Source organism: Paenarthrobacter sp. 10L420 (assembly GCF_056395385.1).
In genome coordinates, this window is sequence record NZ_JBFTJK010000001.1 from 148,007 (window position 1) to 165,129 (window position 17,123).

A 17,123-nucleotide genomic window follows, 5' to 3' on the forward strand; every position below is an offset into this window, starting at 1 on the left:
TCCTAAGGTTGAACGATGGGATTTAGCAGGTCTGCGCTTGATGCGTTTCGGGGCCGAACCCTGCCCGATTTGGTTTCGGACCAGACGAGGCTCCTGTTCGTCGGCATCAATCCTGGCCTGCGTGCTGTTGCAGTACAGGCGCATTTCGGTGGCGGCAGCAATCGATTCTATCCAGCGCTATTCCGTGCCGGCATCGTCGATCGCCGGATAGATGCCTCGGCAGGTTTCCGTCGCGAAGACCTCAACCATCTGCTGGACCGGGGCGTTGGAATCACGTCCATAGTTGCGGGAGCTTCGGCGCGCGCGGATGAACTCACGCCCGAGCAACTCCTTGCCGGAGCCAAGGCACTATCTGCGCGAGTTGAACTTATCGCCCCAGCAATGGTGGCGGTTTTGGGAATCAGCGCCTACCGGACTGCTTTCGCCCGGCCGCGGGCGCCCTGGGGACGACAGCCCGATTCGCTTGGAGGTGCCCCGGTTTGGGTGCTCCCGAATCCAAGTGGCTTGAACAGGCACGCGAGCCTTGCTGATCTCGCCGACGCCTACCGTGAAGTCGCTGTTGCGGCTGGCATCGAACCCCTTGCAGATCCGGCATAGCAAACGCCAGTCGGAAACCTTCCGGTAGTCGTCACAGTCCGTCAATGAGTCCGTCGATAATGTTGCTGAACCTCTCGGCGGGCCCGCCTGTTTTGACCAAGACGCTTAGCCCGATGACGGAAGCAACGAGTTGGCTGGCGACAGTTTCGGGGACCTGACCGGTGCGGAATTCTCCAGACGCTTGTCCTTGCACGATTGCCTGCCTGAACACAGCTTCGATCTGAGAGAACATCTCGTTCGCAATCTGATTCACCTCGGCGTCGGCTGCGCCGAGCTCCGCCGCAGCATTGACCATGACACAACCGCGTTGATGCTCGCCCACGCCGGCCAGTGCCATGAGTGCCTGTTTGAGACGCGGTCGGATTGGTCCGGGAGCTACAAACATGCCCGTTAGGTACTCGACTCTGGCCTCGCTGTAGCGCCGAAGGGCACGCAGAAACAAGGCATGTTTGCTCTCAAACGTGTTGTACAGGCTGCCCTTGCCGATTCCCAGCTCGGTGGCCAACTCCTGCGGCGTTGTGCCGGCATACCCTTGGCGCCAGAACAAGTCCATCGCTCTGTTGACAGCCTCACCAGCCTCAAATTGCATCGGTCTACCCATGGGAACAGCGTAGCGCCCATGATATTGTACTTCTAGGTCAAAAACCGCTGTTGAGCACTTGTCCGACCCTCTACGTTGTTAGAAACGGGAACCCATTGTCTATACATCCGCCCTTGGAGAAGACCGCCTCAGCGCCTTCCCCTCGTACCCGCGTCCCCCTGAATACGCTCGCTATACCGCTTGGTTTGGCTGGCCTCGCACAGGTTTGGTCGGCGGCGACCTCGTCCTTCCAAGCCCCGATCGAACTTGCGCAAGCATTCTGGGTGATCGCCGCCATTGCCTGGCTTTGGACCATCGCGGTGCACGTCCATCGCGGGAGGCGCACGGAACAGTCGCTCTCTGATCAGCTCAAGCACTTCGCGCAGGGCCCGCTCGCCGCCTTGCTTCCGATTGCAGCCATGTTGATTGGGGCGGGGCTGCACCGCACCATTCCTTTAGCCGGAACCATTGTGACCGGTGTTTCCATTGCCGTTGCAGCCGCGTTCGCCGCATGGATTTTGAACTTCTGGATGCGCGGCGAGTTGCCACTTGAATCCGTACATGGCGGCTACTTCCTCCCCACCAGCGCGGCAGGTTTTGTGGGTGCGCTCACCGCAAGACAGACGGGACTTGACTGGCTCGCCGTCGGAAGTTTCGCCGTCGGCCTCTTCTTCTGGCTCGTGATCTCTGTGTTTTTCTTCCTGCGACTCGCGCTTCGGCCTACGATGCCGGACTCGCTTACTCCGACCTTGGCAATCATGATCGCTCCGCCGGCGGTTGCGGCGGCCGCGTGGCTTGCCATTTCGGGGGGTCGACCAGACTATATGTTCGAGGGGTTGACGGCCATAACGGTGTTAATGGTTTTGATCCAGCTCACACTATTGCGGCGCTATCGGGCCTTGCCGTTCTCGCTGGGCTTCTGGTCGTTCACGTTCCCCTTGGCAAGTGTTGCCGCACTTGCCATCACGTGGTTGCACTTGGGCAGACCGGCTGCCTGGGAGGCTATGACGATTGGAGTGCTCGCGATCGTGACGACTGCCGTTGTGCTGGTCGCGGCGAAATCAATCGCAGTGTTTTTCCGCCTCGCCGCCACGGCCCGGCGACAAAGGGCGAGAGAGGAAACGGGGAAACCGGTCCGGATGTGAGAGAGCATCCAGGGGAAACCGGTCAGGAAGTGAGAGAGGGTCAGGCGGCGGTGTGGAGGCCGTCGAAGGCCATGGTGATGACGTCGTCGGCAAGTTTCTCGGGGGAGAGGGAGCCGCCTGGCTTGTACCACTCCACGATCGAGTTGATGGTGCCGAACAGGAGCCGTGTGACCGTGCGGGGATCGATGTCCTGGCGCAGGGAGCCGTCCTGCCGGGCAGCGGCGATGAGCGCGGCAACCTTGTGGTCGAAGGCGCGGCGACGTTCCAGCGCGTCGCGTTCGATCTCGGTATTTCCGCGCAGGCGCAACAGCAATGTGACGAATGGCAGCCTGTCCACCAGCACCGCAATGGTTTGCCGAAGCACGAACTCCAGCCGAGCATCTGCCGCCCCGGAGGTGGCGGCAGGCTCGTCCAGGATGGCCTCCAAGCCGCCGAGGGCGTGGTCCAGGGCGAGCTTCAGCAGATCGCCCTTGGACGGCACGTGGTGGTAGATGGCTGACTTGGAGATCCCGAGGTTCTCGGCCAGGATGCCCATGGACGTAGCATCGTACCCGTGGCGGTTGAAGACGTCGACGGCGATGCGGAGCACCGACTGCTGGTCGTAACCGGGCCGTCCGCGCTTGGTGGTTGTCTCAGTAGGCATGGTGGCATTTTCTCACGATCTCTAGACGGGCTGCCGTTCAGCGACGCCGCATGTCAGCCCTTCGGCCGCATGTCGTAGATCCGGCGGAGCTTCCCGTTGGAACGCTCGAGGGAACCGGGCTCCACAACGTCAACTACGCAAGAAGACCCCACGTGAATCTTGATCTGCTCGCGCAAAGTACGGGCCGCCGTCGTGCTTGACTCTGCGGGGACGTTTTCCCGCCGTTCGATTTTCACGGTCAGCGAATCCATGCGCTTGCCCTCGGGGCGGGTGATTTCGAGCTGGAAGTGCGGGCTGAGTTCGGGGATGCGCAGGGCGATTTCCTCGATCTGGGAGGGGAAGAGGTTGACGCCGCGCAGGATGATCATGTCGTCGCTTCGGCCGGTGATGCGGCCCATCCGGCGGTGTGCCGGGCGAGCGGTTCCAGGGAGCAGGCGGGTCAGGTCCTTGGTGCGGTAGCGGATGATCGGCAGTGCTTCCTTGGTCAGCGACGTGAAGACCAATTCACCCGGTTCACCGTCGCCGAGGACTGTCGAGTGATCAAAGGGATCGATGATTTCGGGCCGGAAATGGTCTTCCCAGATGTGGCAGCCGTCTTGCGTTTCAACAGCTTCGCCAGCGACGCCCGGGCCCATGACTTCGGAGAGCCCGTAGATGTCGCAGGCCTTGATGTTCATGGTGGTTTCGAGTTCGTGGCGCATCTCTTCGGTCCACGGCTCGGCGCCAAGCACGGCGTACTTCAGCGAGGTGGACGTGGGGTCGATGCCCTGGTGGGCCATGGCGTCGGCGATCGTCAGCAGGTACGTGGGCGTGGCCAGGATGGCGTCCGGCTTGAAGTCCTGGATGAGCTGGATCTGGCGTTCGGTCTGGCCGCCGGACATCGGGATGACCGTGCAGCCCAGCGCTTCGGCGCCGGCATGGGCGCCGAGGCCGCCGGTAAAGAGACCATAACCATAGGCGTTGTGGACCTTCATTCCAGGACGGACGCCGGAGGCGCGCAGGCAACGGGCCACCAGGGTTGCCCAGTTGGCGAGGTCGTTCTTGGTGTAGCCCACCACGGTGGGGCGGCCGGTGGTGCCGGAGCTCGCGTGGATGCGGGCAACCTCGTGCTGCGGGACCGCGAACATGCCAAACGGATACTCCAGCCGGAGGTCTTCCTTGGTGGTGTACGGGAACTTGCCGAGGTCGCTCAACTCGCGGAGGTCGGTCGGGTGCACGCCTGCTTCATCGAACTTGCGCTTGTACAGCGGCACGCGATCGTAGGCATAAGCCACGGTGTGCTGCAGACGGTTGAGCTGGAGTGCTTCAAGCTCGTCGCGGGACATCGTTTCTTCGCGGTCCAGGACGGGCGCGGTTGCCTCGGAGGTGGACGACGCGGGCGCGGCGACGGTGTTCTGGGTCATCTGGAGTTCCTACTTCTTGGAGATGGTGCGGCTGCGGCCCCGGAACTCTGCAATGAGTTCTCCGGGATCTGGATCGGGGGTGGCGCCCGCGGCGCCTGGTGAAGCCGCGTAGATCTGGATGTCGTAGAGGCCGCTGCGGCCGGTACTCGCGCGACGGTTTGCGACGGCGGTAATCACCTGGCCTTCGAACGCCGGCTTGATGAAGTTGATGTCGACGCCGGACGCCACCGTGATGTTGGCAGCTTGCTTTGGCGTGGGGTTGGCCGGGTTGCAGGCCAGTGCGAAGGCGGTGTCCGCGAAGGCGAAGATCATTCCGCCATGGGCCATTCCGAATCCATTGAGCATTTCCTGGCGGAGGTGCATGCGGATGGTGGCATGGCCGTCGTCGATCTTAAGGACCTCAATGCCCATCCATTCAGACGCGTAGTCGTTCGTCAGGATGTGGTGCGTTGCACCGGAGAGGGTTGTTTCAACCATGCGTCATTGCCTCCAGCTTTATTTACCGAATGTTCATTAGGTAATCCCAGATCGGGCCAACTGTCAAGACTGGACAAAGCTTGGGCGAGGATTTGGACGCGCCTAGTAGCCTCGAAGACATGCCCGAAATTGAGCTTCCGATCATGACCGAACGACTCATACTGCGGCGTTTCGAGGCCGAGGACCTGGACCGGTTCCACGCTTATCAGTCGCTGCCGGAGACCGCCCGATATCTGTTCCGCAATGAACTGACCAAGACGCAGTCCATGGAGGTTCTGGGCCGCTATGCGAATGCACACTTCAAGCATGAAGGCGACTGGGCCTGCCTCGCCATTGAACGCCAGGACCGTCCGGGACTTATGGGTGAGATCGTCCTGAAATGGCTGGAGGGAACAGGCCAGGCTGAGCTTGGCTGGATCCTCCACCCCGAGGGCAGGGGCCAGGGAATAGCGACGGAGGCGGCTGAGGCTGTCATGAAATTGGCATTCGGCCAGTTGAACTTCCACCGCATAGACGCGAAACTCGATGCGCTCAACACTGGCTCCGCCGGTATATGCAAACGCCTAGGCATGCGCTTGGAGGCTACCCTGGTGGACAACTGGCACTACAAAGGCCAGTGGGCCACCGAGAACATTTATGCGATCCTCGACTCCGAATGGCGGGCGCGCCAAGCGGGATCTTGACGTCCCGGCCAACTCGTGGTGCACGCCAAAGCCAGCCCACCGCCGTCGCGCGTTTAATCCTGGATCGGCCAGGTCTTGTGGTGCCTCAGCTGTTCGGTCAGTTGTGCCTCCGGCAGTGGCCGGCTGAAGTAGTAGCCCTGCCCGCTGGTGCACCCAATGCTGAGCAGGAAGTCTGCCTGCTCCGCTGTTTCGATTCCCTCCCACACAGCACCGAGGCCGCACGCACGTATGAGCTGCAGGACTGCCGCGAGGAGGGCGGGCTGTGCGGGATCGCTGCCGAGGGCCGTGAGGAGCGTTCTGTCCACCTTGACGGCGTGCACGGGCAAGCGGCGGAGGTAATCGATGGAGGAGTATCCGGTGCCGAAATCGTCGATCTCCATCTCGACACCCAGCCGCCGAAGACTGTTCAGCGTGTACCGGTCAAGGTCGTTCCCTTGAATGACGGCGCTTTCGGTCAGCTCCAGAACCAGCAGCGACGGGTCCAGCCCGGCCGAAGTCAGGGCTTCGCGTACGTCCTCCACGAACTCCAAACGCTGGAGGTCAGCGGCGGACACGTTGATGCGCATGTTGAAGTCGTGGCGCCCCGTGAGGGGGTCGCTGCGCCATCGCTGCAATTGCTCGACGGCGGTGCGCAGCACCCACCCGCCCAGATCGGAGATCATTCCCGTTTCCTCGGCAATGGGAATGAACTCATCCGGCATGATCATGCCGCGGGTGGGGTGTTTCCAACGGACCAGGGCCTCGACGCCTTCAATTCCGCGGGTGTCCAAGCGAATGATGGGCTGGTAGTAGAGCACCAGCTGCGAACCGGCGATCGCTTCTTTGAGCTCACCCACGAGTTGGTTGCGCAACTGCCGGGCAAGGAGCATGTCGGTATCAAAGACCTTCAATTTGCCGCGACCATCAGCCTTGGATTCGTACATGGCGATGTCCGCTTCCATCATCAGTTCCTCGGCACTCTTGCCGGGATCTGCCATCCGAAGGCCCATGCTGGCGCCGCACCGTACGTGTTGGCCGTCGATCTCCATGGTCCCGTCCAATGCAGCCAGGATCCGATTACCGATGGACGCCGCCTTCGCCGGGGTAACTTCCTGCAGCAGGATTGCGAATTCGTCGCCGCCCATGCGGGCAACCATGTCCTCCTCGCGGACGGCAGCACTGATGCGGGCTGCCACCGTTTCCAGCACTTTGTCTCCGATGGTGTGGCCCAGGGAGTCATTGACGCCCTTGAAGCCGTTCATGTCCATCAGCAGGATGGCCGGCCGTTGATTGCCATTGGGGCCCCTGGCCTGGGATTCCGCGAGCGCGGTGGAGAAGGCAGAGCGGTTGTGAAGGCCTGTGAGGGGATCCGTCATGGCCATGTGCTGCATTTCGCGGTGGGCCTCGTGCAGCTGCCGTGTGCGGTCTGCCACGCGCTGCTCCAGCTCTTCATAGATAATCTGGAGGTCCTCGGCAAGGAGGTTGGTGCCCATGATCACGGCGTCGATCTCGTCGCGGGCATCGGAGATTTCAATCCTGGTGTTCAGGTCTCCCGCGGCAAGCCTGACGATGCCGTCCAGCAGCAATCCCAGACGTGGATCTGGTGCGGCATTCGAGTTTTCCTCGGACATGGTCACTCCCCGTGCGGTTCGCCTCGCTGATCAACCATATCCCGGAGGTACGCACGAACGGCCGAGCTGCGATCAGGGAGGGCGGCCTGATCGAAAAGGTTTGCGGTTTCGCTGAAAGTCGCGACGGCTTCTTCCCGCCGGCCCAGTGCGAGCAAAGTCCTGGCCAAGAGGAAGTGCGACTCTGCAGAGGTTTGGGTGGCGAGGATGGAAGACCGGGCACACAAGGGCTCAAGGATGGTGAGGGCTTCCTGCATATCGCCGTTGAGATAGTTCCAGTGGGCGCGGACCAGGGACATTTCCAAATGGTCCCGCTCGGAACCGCCCACGATGTCTGTGGCGAGCTCGGCCCTCTCGATGCATCGCAGGGTAGCGGCATCACTCAGCCGGGCCTGAAGCCGCATTTCCGCCGAGGCGCGATTGAAGCGTGCCCACAAGTCCACGTCCTTGGATGGGGACAGCCGTTCGGAAGCAAGATCGTGGTACCGGCTGCCATCTTCAACCCGGTTTGCCAGGAAGGCAACGTTCCCGATCACCCAATAGCCCTTGCCCGCTGTGTCTTCGTCGATGTCTTCGGTAAGCAGGGATTCCAGCTCCAAGCATTCACGCCAGGCATCGTCCAGCAGCCGGCTTTCGGCAAGGGAGGCAATGAGCGCACGCTGCGCCAGGATCTGCACATACACCAAGTCCGCGTCCCGGGCAGCCAGTTTGGCGGCATCCGCAGCCATGGCGGCGGCCTCGGCCAGACGCCCCAGACCCTGGAGGGCAACGGCAACCATGGTCCCGGCTTTGGCGCCAAGCTCAGGCGAGGAGGCCGTGAGTTCGTGATCATTCAGTTCCCGTGCCAATGCCAGATATTCCTCGATCCGGCCTTGGTCCCGGAGGCATTCCGCCTGCAAGTAACGCATGTTCCACCAAGACAGTTCATCGCCGGCATCAATGGCAAGATGTGCAGCTTCACCGGCTAACCGAAAGGCCTCGTCAAAGTGACGTTCTTTCCATTTGGCGCGCGCATTGAGTCCGGCTACAAGATGAGGCGTTAATTGTGGACTCTGCATGTGCCCATTATCCATGTCCATAGCGAAGAAAAGCTCGTATAGTTTGCCTCGTGACCTTTTTCAAGTCACACCGGTAATTCGCATCAGTATGAAAGGGCACAGCGGATGAAGAAATTTGCGGCAACACTGCTCATGGCAGCAGTTCTGGCAGTAACGGGGCTGGCTGCTCCGGCTAACGCCGAGCCTTCGCAGGATACCAACAGTACGGCAATCGGCTGGTGGCCGAACAGCACAACCACCAAAACGAATACCACCACCATAGGTTGGTGGCCGAACTAAATTGGGGGAGCGCCTCTCAAGGCCAGATGACTCAAACTGATGCCCTGGGCTTTTGCTCGGGGCATCAGTTTTGTTGCGGATTGTGTCGCAGATTAGTGACTTTGCGGGTCAGCTTTCAGGGCAGCCATTGACCAGCGTGTCATGGACGGGGACAGGACGCCATGAGGGCGTCAAGTGCCAAGGAGGGGGCAGTCAACTGATTATTTGGGGGCGTCAAGTGGCCGCTACCGACCACTAAACGGGGCCCTTCGGGGGCCACCAAAGCCGCCGTTACGGACCACCAACCGGCAATTCAACGGACACCGTAGTCCCGGACCCCAGCTTTGAGTCGAAGATCATCCGTCCCATATGGCGGCTGATGATGTCCTGGGCGATCGCCAGCCCCAGACCGCTTCCGGGAACAGCAGCTGCCGTGGCGTTGGAGGCACGGTAGAACCGCGTGAAGATGTGGGGAAGATCGTGTTCGGGGATGCCCAAGCCTGTGTCCGCCACTTTGACCAGTGCTGCACGGCCACCGTCTGCCGATGCGAACATCGAACTCGTGATGCCCACCCGTCCACCTGCCGGGGTGAACTTGATGGCATTGGCCACGATGTTGGTGAAGACCTGTTCCAGCTTGGCTTCATCGGCGGTGACCTCCACGTCCTCGGTTCCCTCAGTGAAGGACACAGCGACGTGCCGTGACTCGGCCAAAGGCCGCAGCGTGGCCACCACTACTTGGAGAAGCTTGGCGATGTCCACAGGTTTGAGGTCCAGGTTGCTTCCGTCCTGCATGGACACCGTCAACATGTCCTCGATGAGCCGGCGGAGCCTGTCGGAGTTCCTTGCGATCACGTCCAGCATCTTGCTGATGCCCTCAGGAACCGGGCCGCCCGAACCATCCCTGATCATGTCCAGGTAGGCCGTGATCGAGGTCAGGGGGGTCCGGAGTTCATGGTTGACGGTTGCCAGGAAGTCAGTTTTGGCCTTGTCCAACTGCCTGAGCTGGTGCAGTACCCGTTGCTGGGCGCTGATGAGGTGGCCCTGAATGAGTCCGTGCGCCACATTGCCGGCCACGTGCTGCATCAATGCGATCTCAGGCCGGGTCCAATCGTGCCGTTCCTCCACCGTGCTGAGGAGGATGATGCCTAAGGCCGCACCACCTTCGCCGACAGGCAGCAAAACTGACGAGACCGGGTTGAGCTCGCAGGACCAGTCCTTCAGCGCTTGGGTAATCCTGGATTCCGGTTGCGTTCGGTGATCGGTCACAGCAAGAACGTCAGCTTCGGCCCATAGCCTGTTGGCTGCCTCTACGATCAGGTTCTCGCTCTCGCCCAACCTGGCGGGAAGCATCGGCGTGCCCGGGCGGTTCCATTGGGCACGGATTGAGGGAACGCGTTCGTCCCGGAAGGTAGCAAACCAAACGTGGTCCATGCCGAGGGCTTCGCCGAAACCTCTCACCACGTGGTCGGCAATCAGTTGGGGATCGTTGGTTTGCCGGATGGCGGATGAGACGTTCCGGAGGCTCTCCCTGAGGGCTTCTACCTCTCCCCGGGACCGTGCACGCTCCCGGGACCTGCCGATCAAGGTTTCAACGCGGTAAACAAGTTCATCGGCACGCACCGGGTTGATCACATAGTCCACGACGCCCCACGCTTGGGCTTCTTCCAGGTCCACGGATTCACCGGCGTTGAGGAGCAGCAACACAGGAACACCAGGACTGCGAAGACCATGTGCCAGGGAGTTTTCCAACACCACTACAGCGGGAATACCGGCTTCCAGCCGCGCGGCCATGGAAGCGGTGTCTGCAGCGGCGAAAACTTCGAACCCTGCGGCCTTGAGCGCAGCCTTTGTTAAGGCCAAACGATCAGCGTCTGAATCCGCCACGAAGGCGGAGCGGGAAACGTGCTGCACATCGGCCCCGTTCTTACCCACTGAGCCCCCTCCGTTACAACGTTCGTTCCACCGTAATTCCAGATTTGGCAACACACTATCAGCGCCACCGCGGGCTTCGGCCCTGCAGGGGCATTTGATGCTCATTTGCGTCGCCGGGGAAGGCATTGCGTCGGGGAAGATAGCCTTTACATTCGGCGCCCGATTCGACAGCCTAGAGGGTGAAAGCCCAGGGGGAGGCTTGGTCCTCCTGCCGTCCGTATGGAAATGCCAAGGAGATCTGTGAACCAGCCAGCCACACCGCAGGACCACCAAGAGGTGACGTTCGAGCTGGAACTCGAAGACACAGGAATCCTACGGCTAACGTGGCCGCGCGGATCCAGGATCCAGGAGGCGGACGCGCAAAGGGCGATGGATCGGGTCAACGAGATCTGCGGCGAAGCGCGCCACCCGATGATCGTGGATATGGCTACCACGGCTGACGTCACCCGGGGCGCCCGTTCAGTGTTCGCCAAACCCTGCCAGGCCTCAAGTATCGCCCTCTGGGGTTCGTCCCCCGTGGACCGGGTCATCGCCAACTTCTTCATTGGCATCATGAAACCCCCATGCCCCACGAGGTTCTTTACTTCAGAAACAGAAGCCCTGCTTTGGCTGAAAGAGCAATAGCGCCACATATATTTGGAGCATGCTCTCCGCGCTCCGGAAATATCTGCTGATTCCCCGCCTGATCAGGCTTTCCTCGGCCGCGCCCAAGGACCCGCTTACGGCGTGGGATCGCTATTGGGGCAGCGTCCGGACCACCGGGGCCGCCGGGGATGTGTTGTGGGATTCGGGCAGCTCTCATGAACTTGAGGGTTACCTGCCCAAATTCGCCCGGATGGATCAGTCCCTTCCCGTGGTGGACGTGGGGTGTGGCAACGGCAGCTTCACCCGTCTGCTGGCCGATCATTTCCCGCACGCGCTAGGGCTCGATTACTCCGCGAACGCCGTAGATCGCGCCCGGCAAGAGTCAGCGGACGTCACGACGGCGTCATTCGCCGTGTGCGATATGACGGCACCTGACGCCGCGCGGACTGTCGTGACGGCCCTTGAAGCTGCGGGCTGGGCAGGCGATGCCAACGTGTTCATCCGGGGCGTACTGCACGTCCTCGATTCCAAAGGAAGGGCAGCTCTGGCCGCAAACCTGCTGCCCGTCGTCGGGACCCGCGGCAGCGTTTTCCTGGCCGAAACCAACTTTCCGGGCACCCCCGTGGATTACGTCAGCCACCTCGGAGCCACCCGCGACTCCATTCCTGCCCCGTTGGAGTGGGCCATCAAGGGCTTGCCGATGCCGGGCCGCTTCGGCGCCGCCCAGCGCGCCAAGGCGTTCCCGACGGCGGAGTGGAACCTTTTGGAGGAGGGTGCGACGAGTATCGAGACCCGGCCGCTGAGCAACCCGTCCGACCCGGATCTCATTCCGGGATACTTCGCCTTGCTCCGCGCCCGCTAACTCTAAGGTCAGCGCCAGCCAGGACTAAGGTCCGCGCCGCCAGCACCAGGTTCCGCGCCCGTGAACACCAGGAGTGGCACTGTGGTCACCGGGACCGTTGAACTGGGATAAGGTCCGAGTGCCGGTGAACGATCCGCCAGGCGCCGTCCTCGCGGCGGTAGACGTGCGTTGTTCGCATCGTGTAGTCGGCCGGGACCCCATCAACAACGGCGTGGCTGTGCTCCAACCCAACGATGTATGCGAGGCTTCCGCTGGCAGCGGCCGCGACAACCTCGAACTCGAACCCGGTGGCGCCTTCGAACCGTCGGGCTTCCTGGCGAAACTTGGGCTCCAGATCGTTCCAACCCACTCCGGAGATGTGCGCACCGAACAGGGTGGTGGGGTCAGTGTGCGACCACAAAGCGATGCGGGATGTTACGTCGCCCTTGTGCAGGGCCACAGTCATGTCCCGCTGCTTCGGCAGGATCTCTGCGAGGAAGGCCTCGGTCTCCTTAACCATGACCGGCCGCTCGCCCGTCATTGGATCAGCCCGACCAAGGGGCAACGGAACGCTGGCCTCTGCCGTTGGAAAATCCGCGTGACGATGCACTATCCGCCAGGCGCCGTCTTCACGACGGTAGACGTGGGTCACCCGCAAACTGTATTTCCGGGGAGTGCCCTCAACGGTGGTGATGCTGTGCTCGTAGCCGACCGTGTAGGCGAGGTCCTCGCTTACTCCGGCCGCGATGATCTCAAGATCGAACGAATCCGAGTGCGAAAACCACGAGGCGACGTTGTGGAACATGGGCTCAAGCTCTGCCCGGCCGCTGCCGCTGAGGCTCGCACCGAAGAGCGTCAGCGGGTCCTTCTTGGACCACAGCGCGAGGCGCGGGCCGGCGTCGCCGTCGTGGATTGCACTGTCCGCGGCCTGTTGTTGGGGAACTATTTCAGTGAGGAAAGCATCGGTCTCAGTAGACATGACCAACTCCATTACAGTGAGACTGTTTTGAATACTGTTATACTGTACCCAATGGGCGCAAAAATCAAGAGGTCGTACGATTCCACCCGCCGCCAACAGCAGGCTGCGGAAACACGGCGAAGCATCATCGCGGCGGCGAACGAGCTGTTTATCTCGCAGGGATACGGGCAAACCACGGTCAAGCAGGTCGCTGAACGGGCCGGCGTCGCCGTCGAAACTGTCTACGCGACGTTCCGCACGAAAGCCGCGCTGCTCCGGCACGTTTGGTATGTCGATTTCCGCGGCGACGAGGCGGACGTGACCCTCTATGACAGGGCCGAAATGCAGGCCATCCTGACCGAACCGGACCTGCCAGCCAGGATCCGACGCCACGCCGCATTCGTGAGCGCGAGCAATCGGCGGATTGCCCCTCTCCTTGAGGCGCTCACAGGAGCAGCCGCGAGCGAGCCCGACGCCGTCGCCATGCTCAACGAATGGGCCGACCGTCGTTTGGATGTGGCGACGCGTTACGCACAGGCCGCCGGCGCCACCGGGCAGCTTGGCGTCACAGAGGAGGAATGTCGCGACGTGCTGTTCGCGACCATGGACGGCACACTCTGGACCCGGTTCGTGGGCCAGCGCGGATGGAGCGACGAACGGTTCTCGGACTGGCTCGCCGGGATGTGGATCAGCATGCTCGTCCGGCACTAACCGCTACTTGAGCCCGGCCAACTATGCCAGCTATCTGCACAACGTTGGAGGGCTCATGGGCTTACAAGGTGTCATGACACCTTGTAAGATGGGACGGAAGCCCCTTGGAAGAAGGTCAACAATGTCGGCAGGCACGCCCAGGCGTTCGGTCCGTGTTGAGGACGAGCTATGGAACCAGGCACACGCCAAAGCGGCCCGGGAAGGGACCACAGTCGCTGAACGTGTCCGTGCCGGACTGCGAGAGTACGTATATGGACCGGAGGTCAGACACACTATCGCCGACTCCCTGGTCTACCTCGTCCCTGATTCACTGGAAGACCTGAAAGGGCCAGCATCCGGTGATGTGGTACTGCCCATCCACTTGGACTGGGGCCCAGAGCGTCGCTATGACGTCGGCGATGACGCCAGCTGCAGGACGCTCTACCAGCTGACACTGCAGAACTCAGGATCCGCTGAAGAGATGGCCCGGATCATCAACCCCGACAGGCTGGTTGCTTTGTGGCCTTCCATGCGATTGCCCGCTCGGTGCCGGCAGCTATGGAATGACGCCTTTCCCCAGCTGCCCATACACCGCGAAAGCAAGGAACATCCTGGATGGACGACGCTCAACGCGTAGCAACGGAAATAGCCTTCTCTGTTCTTGCCACGGACGGGTTCATCCTCGCCGGTGCACAGGCACTTGTCGAACACGGCGTGATCGACAGAATGTCAGAGGACATTGACTGTTCGCCCAGCACCGCTGGCATACTCCCGAGACCTTCGCGGCCGCCGTGGACAAAATCACCTACGCACTTGTCGGTGCTGGATACTCAGTGGAGATCACCCGCCAATACGAGGAGTTCGCCAGCCTGACGGTGGCCAAGGACGATGCGACGGTCGTGATTGATCTCGGTTTGGACTGGTGGGAGAACAAACCCGCAATCGTGGACGTCGGACCCGTGCTGTCACTGAAAGATTCAGTCGCATCGAAACTGCTCGCCGTCTACTCCCGCGGCTACGCCCGTGACTACCTCGACGCCTACTCCATCCTCAGCAGCAAACGATTCACGCGGTCGGAAGTAAGCCGTTCCCAAGCCTGTGCGACGATGTTTCGTTGCACAGCGAGAACGTCAATCCAGCCCTTTCGGGCGTTTGTCGTTCCAAAGATGATTTCTTGTTCGGAGCGGCGCAGTGGGCGAGGGACTGCTTCCTTCCTCGGCGTCACTCGCTGGCTCGGGGATCGTCGACGGCTTCTGTCTCGTCCAGCCAGTCAAGCTGGTCATCGGGTGTGTATCCGGAAGCGGCTATGCGGAAGGAAACCCAGCCAAGGGAACGGAACGAGAAGCCTTTCAGCGAAACTCAAAGCGCCAGGAGCAAGCGATGCGGCAACGAGACCCGCGGCCAAGCGCAGCGCCTCATGTTCCCGTTCCACCGCTACTTGAGCCCCGCTCCTGGAAGCAATTCCGTGGCACCCAGCGAGTCGGCAACAAACGCGTAGTCCCAAGCCCTCTCGCGCCACTGCACGTACCGACCGGACGCTCCGCCGTGGCCGCCGTCCATCTCGATCTTCATGACGATCGGTTCGGAGCCCGTGGTTGCCGAACGCAGTGCCTGCACCCACTTGGCCGGTTCCACGTACAGAACCCGGGTGTCGTTGAAGGAAGTCACGGCTGCGATCTTGGGGTAGGGCACGCTCCGTACGTTCTCGTATGGAGTGTAGGACTTCATGTAGGCATAGGCCGCGGGATCGGTGATGGGGTTGCCCCACTCTTCCCATTCCAAGGCCGACAAGGGAAGCTCGGGATCCAGGATGCTGGTCAATGGATCCACAAACGGCACCTGAGCCACCACTGCCGCGTACTTTTCCGGAGCCATGTTGGCGATGGCACCCATGAGCAGGCCGCCGGCGGAACCACCCATGGCAGCAATCCGGGAGGGGTCCACCCAGCCGGAGCCAGCCAGCCAGTCGGTGGCCGCGATGAAGTCCGTGAAAGTGTTCTTCTTGCTGAACTTCTTCCCGTCGTCGTACCAGTGACGGCCCAGCTCACCACCGCCGCGGATGTGCGCAATGACCATGACGATCCCGCGGTCCAACAGTGACAAACGGGCAACGCCGAAGCCCGGGTCCATGCTCATCTCATAGGAGCCATAGCCGTACACCAAGCCAGCCGCCGTGCCGTCCTGCTGTACCGAACTGTGGCGCAGCACTGACAGCGGAATCCGGGTGCCGTCGTCGGCGGTTGCCCACTCACGGGTGGCCACGTAATCCTCGCCGGAGTAACCGCCCAGGACGGGACTTTCCTTGCGCAGCAGCAGCTGGCCTGATGACAGCTCAGGAGTGGGCAGAACGAAGTCATAGACGCGCGACGGTGTGAAGTAGGAGGTGTAGCCCATGCGGATCACGGGGGCCTCGTAGTCGGAGCTGGAAACGCCGGCCGTATAGAGCTCTTCGTCGAAGGCCGGCTCCACGGGCGCGGCCTGCTCCGGGGTGCCCAGGCCTGCGAGTGGCAGCACCTGAACACGCTCAATGGTGTCCTTCCGGATGGACAGCACGAGGTGCGTGGACGTGACGCCCGCGCCGTTGACGCGGACGTCGTCGGAATGCTCGACGACTGTCCGCCAGTGCTGCTCTGCCAGCGGCTTGGTGAGCTCGAACGGGTCAACCAGGCTCACCATCGAGTTGATGGCGTCCTTGTTGTGGGTCAGGAGCAGGGTCTCCTTGCCAGCCAGGAGGAAGGGCTCGGCCTCATAAAGAATGTGTTCCTCGCGGGGAATGACCGTGCTGAGCCCGGCGTCGTAATCATCAAAACGGAGCAGCCGGGTCTCGCTGAACTCGGAGCAGCCGATGCTCAGCACAAGGTGGCGGCGGTCAGAGGCGAGATCGAAGCCCAACCACATCGCGGCGTCGTCCTCCTGGTAAAGAACCTCATCTTCGGCAACCGGCGTGCCCAAGACGTGTGACTTGACCTGGTAGGGACGCCAGGAATCGTCCACCACGGTGTAGAAGATACGGGTGCCGTCGGGGGAGAACGCCACGCCATAGAAGATGTTCTCGATGACGTCCGGCAGGAGTTCGCCCGTCCGGAGGTCCTTGATCCGCAGTGTGAATCGTTCGTCGCCGGAGTTATCCACCGCGTATGCGTAAAGGTTGCCGTCGATGGTCACGGCAGCGCCACCGATGCTGAAGAAAGGCTGGCCCTCGGCTTCCACGTTTCCGTCCAAAAGCACCTGCTCGCCCGGGATCTCCACGCCCGGCTCAACGGATGGCGGAGTCCAGTCAGTTACGGGGTCACCAGTGTTCCGCGCCACCACGCGGCAATGGATGCTGTATTCCTTGCCCTCCACTGAACGGCTGTAATACCACCAGCCATCCTTGCGGCTGGGTACGGACAGATCAGTTTCCTGGGTGCGGCCCTTGATCTCCTGGAAGATTGCTTCCCGGAGCGGTGCCTGATGCGCGGTGACAGCCTCCTGATAGGCGTTCTCTGCCTTGAGGTGCTCCACTACCTCGGCAGATTCCTTGTCCCGGAGCCACTCGTAGTTGTCCACAAAGACGTCGCCGTGATGTTCGCGGCGGCTGGGGACACGTTTGGCAACAGGCGGCTGCGGCGCTGAACCGTAGGCAGGGACAGCGGCAGGCGCGGAGGAAGTGTGGCTCATACG

The 17,123-nt window shown here is 61.7% G+C and carries 17 protein-coding genes; 8 read left to right on the forward strand and 9 right to left on the reverse strand.

Features of this window, described 5'->3' with window-relative positions; genetic code table 11:
* Window positions 1–15: 15 nt before the first annotated feature.
* A complete protein-coding gene (locus tag AC1DD5_RS00690) occupies window positions 16–597 on the forward strand; it encodes a mismatch-specific DNA-glycosylase (RefSeq protein ID WP_442019050.1) in 582 nt (193 codons plus the stop codon).
* Between the two features lie 31 nt (window positions 598–628).
* Here the strand turns inward: AC1DD5_RS00690 and AC1DD5_RS00695 are convergent, their stop codons facing one another.
* Complete coding sequence (locus AC1DD5_RS00695; RefSeq protein ID WP_442019049.1) at window positions 629–1,198, reverse strand: TetR/AcrR family transcriptional regulator; 570 nt, start codon at window positions 1,196–1,198, stop codon at window positions 629–631.
* A 113-nt stretch (window positions 1,199–1,311) separates the two neighbouring features.
* On the opposite strand from AC1DD5_RS00695, the gene AC1DD5_RS00700 reads away from it, so the two are divergent.
* On the forward strand, window positions 1,312–2,322 hold the full coding sequence (locus tag AC1DD5_RS00700; protein WP_477520402.1) for an SLAC1 family transporter: 1,011 nt from the start codon (window positions 1,312–1,314) through the stop codon (window positions 2,320–2,322).
* A 40-nt stretch (window positions 2,323–2,362) separates the two neighbouring features.
* On the opposite strand, the gene AC1DD5_RS00705 is transcribed toward AC1DD5_RS00700, so the two are convergent.
* From AC1DD5_RS00705 to AC1DD5_RS00715, 3 genes are read right to left on the reverse strand one after another with little or no spacing between them, the layout of a single operon-like run.
* Window positions 2,363–2,965 (reverse strand): TetR/AcrR family transcriptional regulator, encoded by a 603-nt coding sequence (locus AC1DD5_RS00705; protein WP_442003525.1) that lies wholly within the window; start codon window positions 2,963–2,965, stop codon window positions 2,363–2,365.
* Between the two features lie 53 nt (window positions 2,966–3,018).
* Window positions 3,019–4,368, reverse strand: a complete 1,350-nt coding sequence (gene paaK / locus AC1DD5_RS00710) for a phenylacetate--CoA ligase PaaK (RefSeq protein ID WP_442019047.1) — start codon at window positions 4,366–4,368, stop codon at window positions 3,019–3,021.
* Window positions 4,369–4,377: 9 nt separating this feature from the next.
* Window positions 4,378–4,845 carry a hotdog fold thioesterase gene (locus AC1DD5_RS00715; RefSeq protein ID WP_224088717.1) on the reverse strand — a complete coding sequence of 156 codons (468 nt, stop codon included), beginning with the start codon at window positions 4,843–4,845 and terminating at the stop codon, window positions 4,378–4,380.
* A gap of 119 nt (window positions 4,846–4,964) precedes the next feature.
* Here AC1DD5_RS00715 and AC1DD5_RS00720 point away from each other — a divergent pair, with 119 nt between their 5' ends.
* Window positions 4,965–5,528: a GNAT family N-acetyltransferase gene (locus AC1DD5_RS00720; protein ID WP_442019046.1), complete on the forward strand. Its 564-nt coding sequence runs from the start codon at window positions 4,965–4,967 to the stop codon at window positions 5,526–5,528.
* A gap of 53 nt (window positions 5,529–5,581) precedes the next feature.
* Here AC1DD5_RS00720 and AC1DD5_RS00725 read toward each other — a convergent pair whose 3' ends face one another.
* Window positions 5,582–7,138 (reverse strand): putative bifunctional diguanylate cyclase/phosphodiesterase, encoded by a 1,557-nt coding sequence (locus AC1DD5_RS00725; RefSeq protein ID WP_442019045.1) that lies wholly within the window; start codon window positions 7,136–7,138, stop codon window positions 5,582–5,584.
* A gap of 2 nt (window positions 7,139–7,140) precedes the next feature.
* Window positions 7,141–8,193 carry a hypothetical protein gene (locus tag AC1DD5_RS00730; RefSeq protein WP_442019044.1) on the reverse strand — a complete coding sequence of 351 codons (1,053 nt, stop codon included), beginning with the start codon at window positions 8,191–8,193 and terminating at the stop codon, window positions 7,141–7,143.
* 105 nt (window positions 8,194–8,298) lie between these two features.
* Between AC1DD5_RS00730 and AC1DD5_RS00735 the strand changes: the two genes are divergently transcribed.
* Entirely contained in the window at window positions 8,299–8,472 is a 174-nt protein-coding gene (locus AC1DD5_RS00735) for a hypothetical protein (RefSeq protein ID WP_442019043.1), read from the forward strand.
* A 270-nt stretch (window positions 8,473–8,742) separates the two neighbouring features.
* Here AC1DD5_RS00735 and AC1DD5_RS00740 read toward each other — a convergent pair whose 3' ends face one another.
* On the reverse strand, window positions 8,743–10,386 hold the full coding sequence (locus tag AC1DD5_RS00740; RefSeq protein WP_442003530.1) for an ATP-binding protein: 1,644 nt from the start codon (window positions 10,384–10,386) through the stop codon (window positions 8,743–8,745).
* Window positions 10,387–10,626: 240 nt separating this feature from the next.
* On the opposite strand from AC1DD5_RS00740, the gene AC1DD5_RS00745 reads away from it, so the two are divergent.
* Window positions 10,627–11,010 (forward strand): DUF7793 family protein, encoded by a 384-nt coding sequence (locus tag AC1DD5_RS00745; protein ID WP_442003531.1) that lies wholly within the window; start codon window positions 10,627–10,629, stop codon window positions 11,008–11,010.
* A gap of 19 nt (window positions 11,011–11,029) precedes the next feature.
* A complete protein-coding gene (locus tag AC1DD5_RS00750) occupies window positions 11,030–11,833 on the forward strand; it encodes a class I SAM-dependent methyltransferase (protein ID WP_442019042.1) in 804 nt (267 codons plus the stop codon).
* A gap of 85 nt (window positions 11,834–11,918) precedes the next feature.
* Here AC1DD5_RS00750 and AC1DD5_RS00755 read toward each other — a convergent pair whose 3' ends face one another.
* On the reverse strand, window positions 11,919–12,791 hold the full coding sequence (locus AC1DD5_RS00755) for a nuclear transport factor 2 family protein (protein ID WP_442019041.1): 873 nt from the start codon (window positions 12,789–12,791) through the stop codon (window positions 11,919–11,921).
* Window positions 12,792–12,842: 51 nt separating this feature from the next.
* Here AC1DD5_RS00755 and AC1DD5_RS00760 point away from each other — a divergent pair, with 51 nt between their 5' ends.
* A complete protein-coding gene (locus tag AC1DD5_RS00760) occupies window positions 12,843–13,481 on the forward strand; it encodes a TetR/AcrR family transcriptional regulator (protein WP_442019040.1) in 639 nt (212 codons plus the stop codon).
* 121 nt (window positions 13,482–13,602) lie between these two features.
* Window positions 13,603–14,097 (forward strand): hypothetical protein, encoded by a 495-nt coding sequence (locus tag AC1DD5_RS00765; protein ID WP_442003535.1) that lies wholly within the window; start codon window positions 13,603–13,605, stop codon window positions 14,095–14,097.
* A gap of 797 nt (window positions 14,098–14,894) precedes the next feature.
* On the opposite strand, the gene AC1DD5_RS00770 is transcribed toward AC1DD5_RS00765, so the two are convergent.
* On the reverse strand, window positions 14,895–17,120 hold the full coding sequence (locus AC1DD5_RS00770; protein ID WP_442019039.1) for a S9 family peptidase: 2,226 nt from the start codon (window positions 17,118–17,120) through the stop codon (window positions 14,895–14,897).
* Window positions 17,121–17,123: the final 3 nt, after the last annotated feature.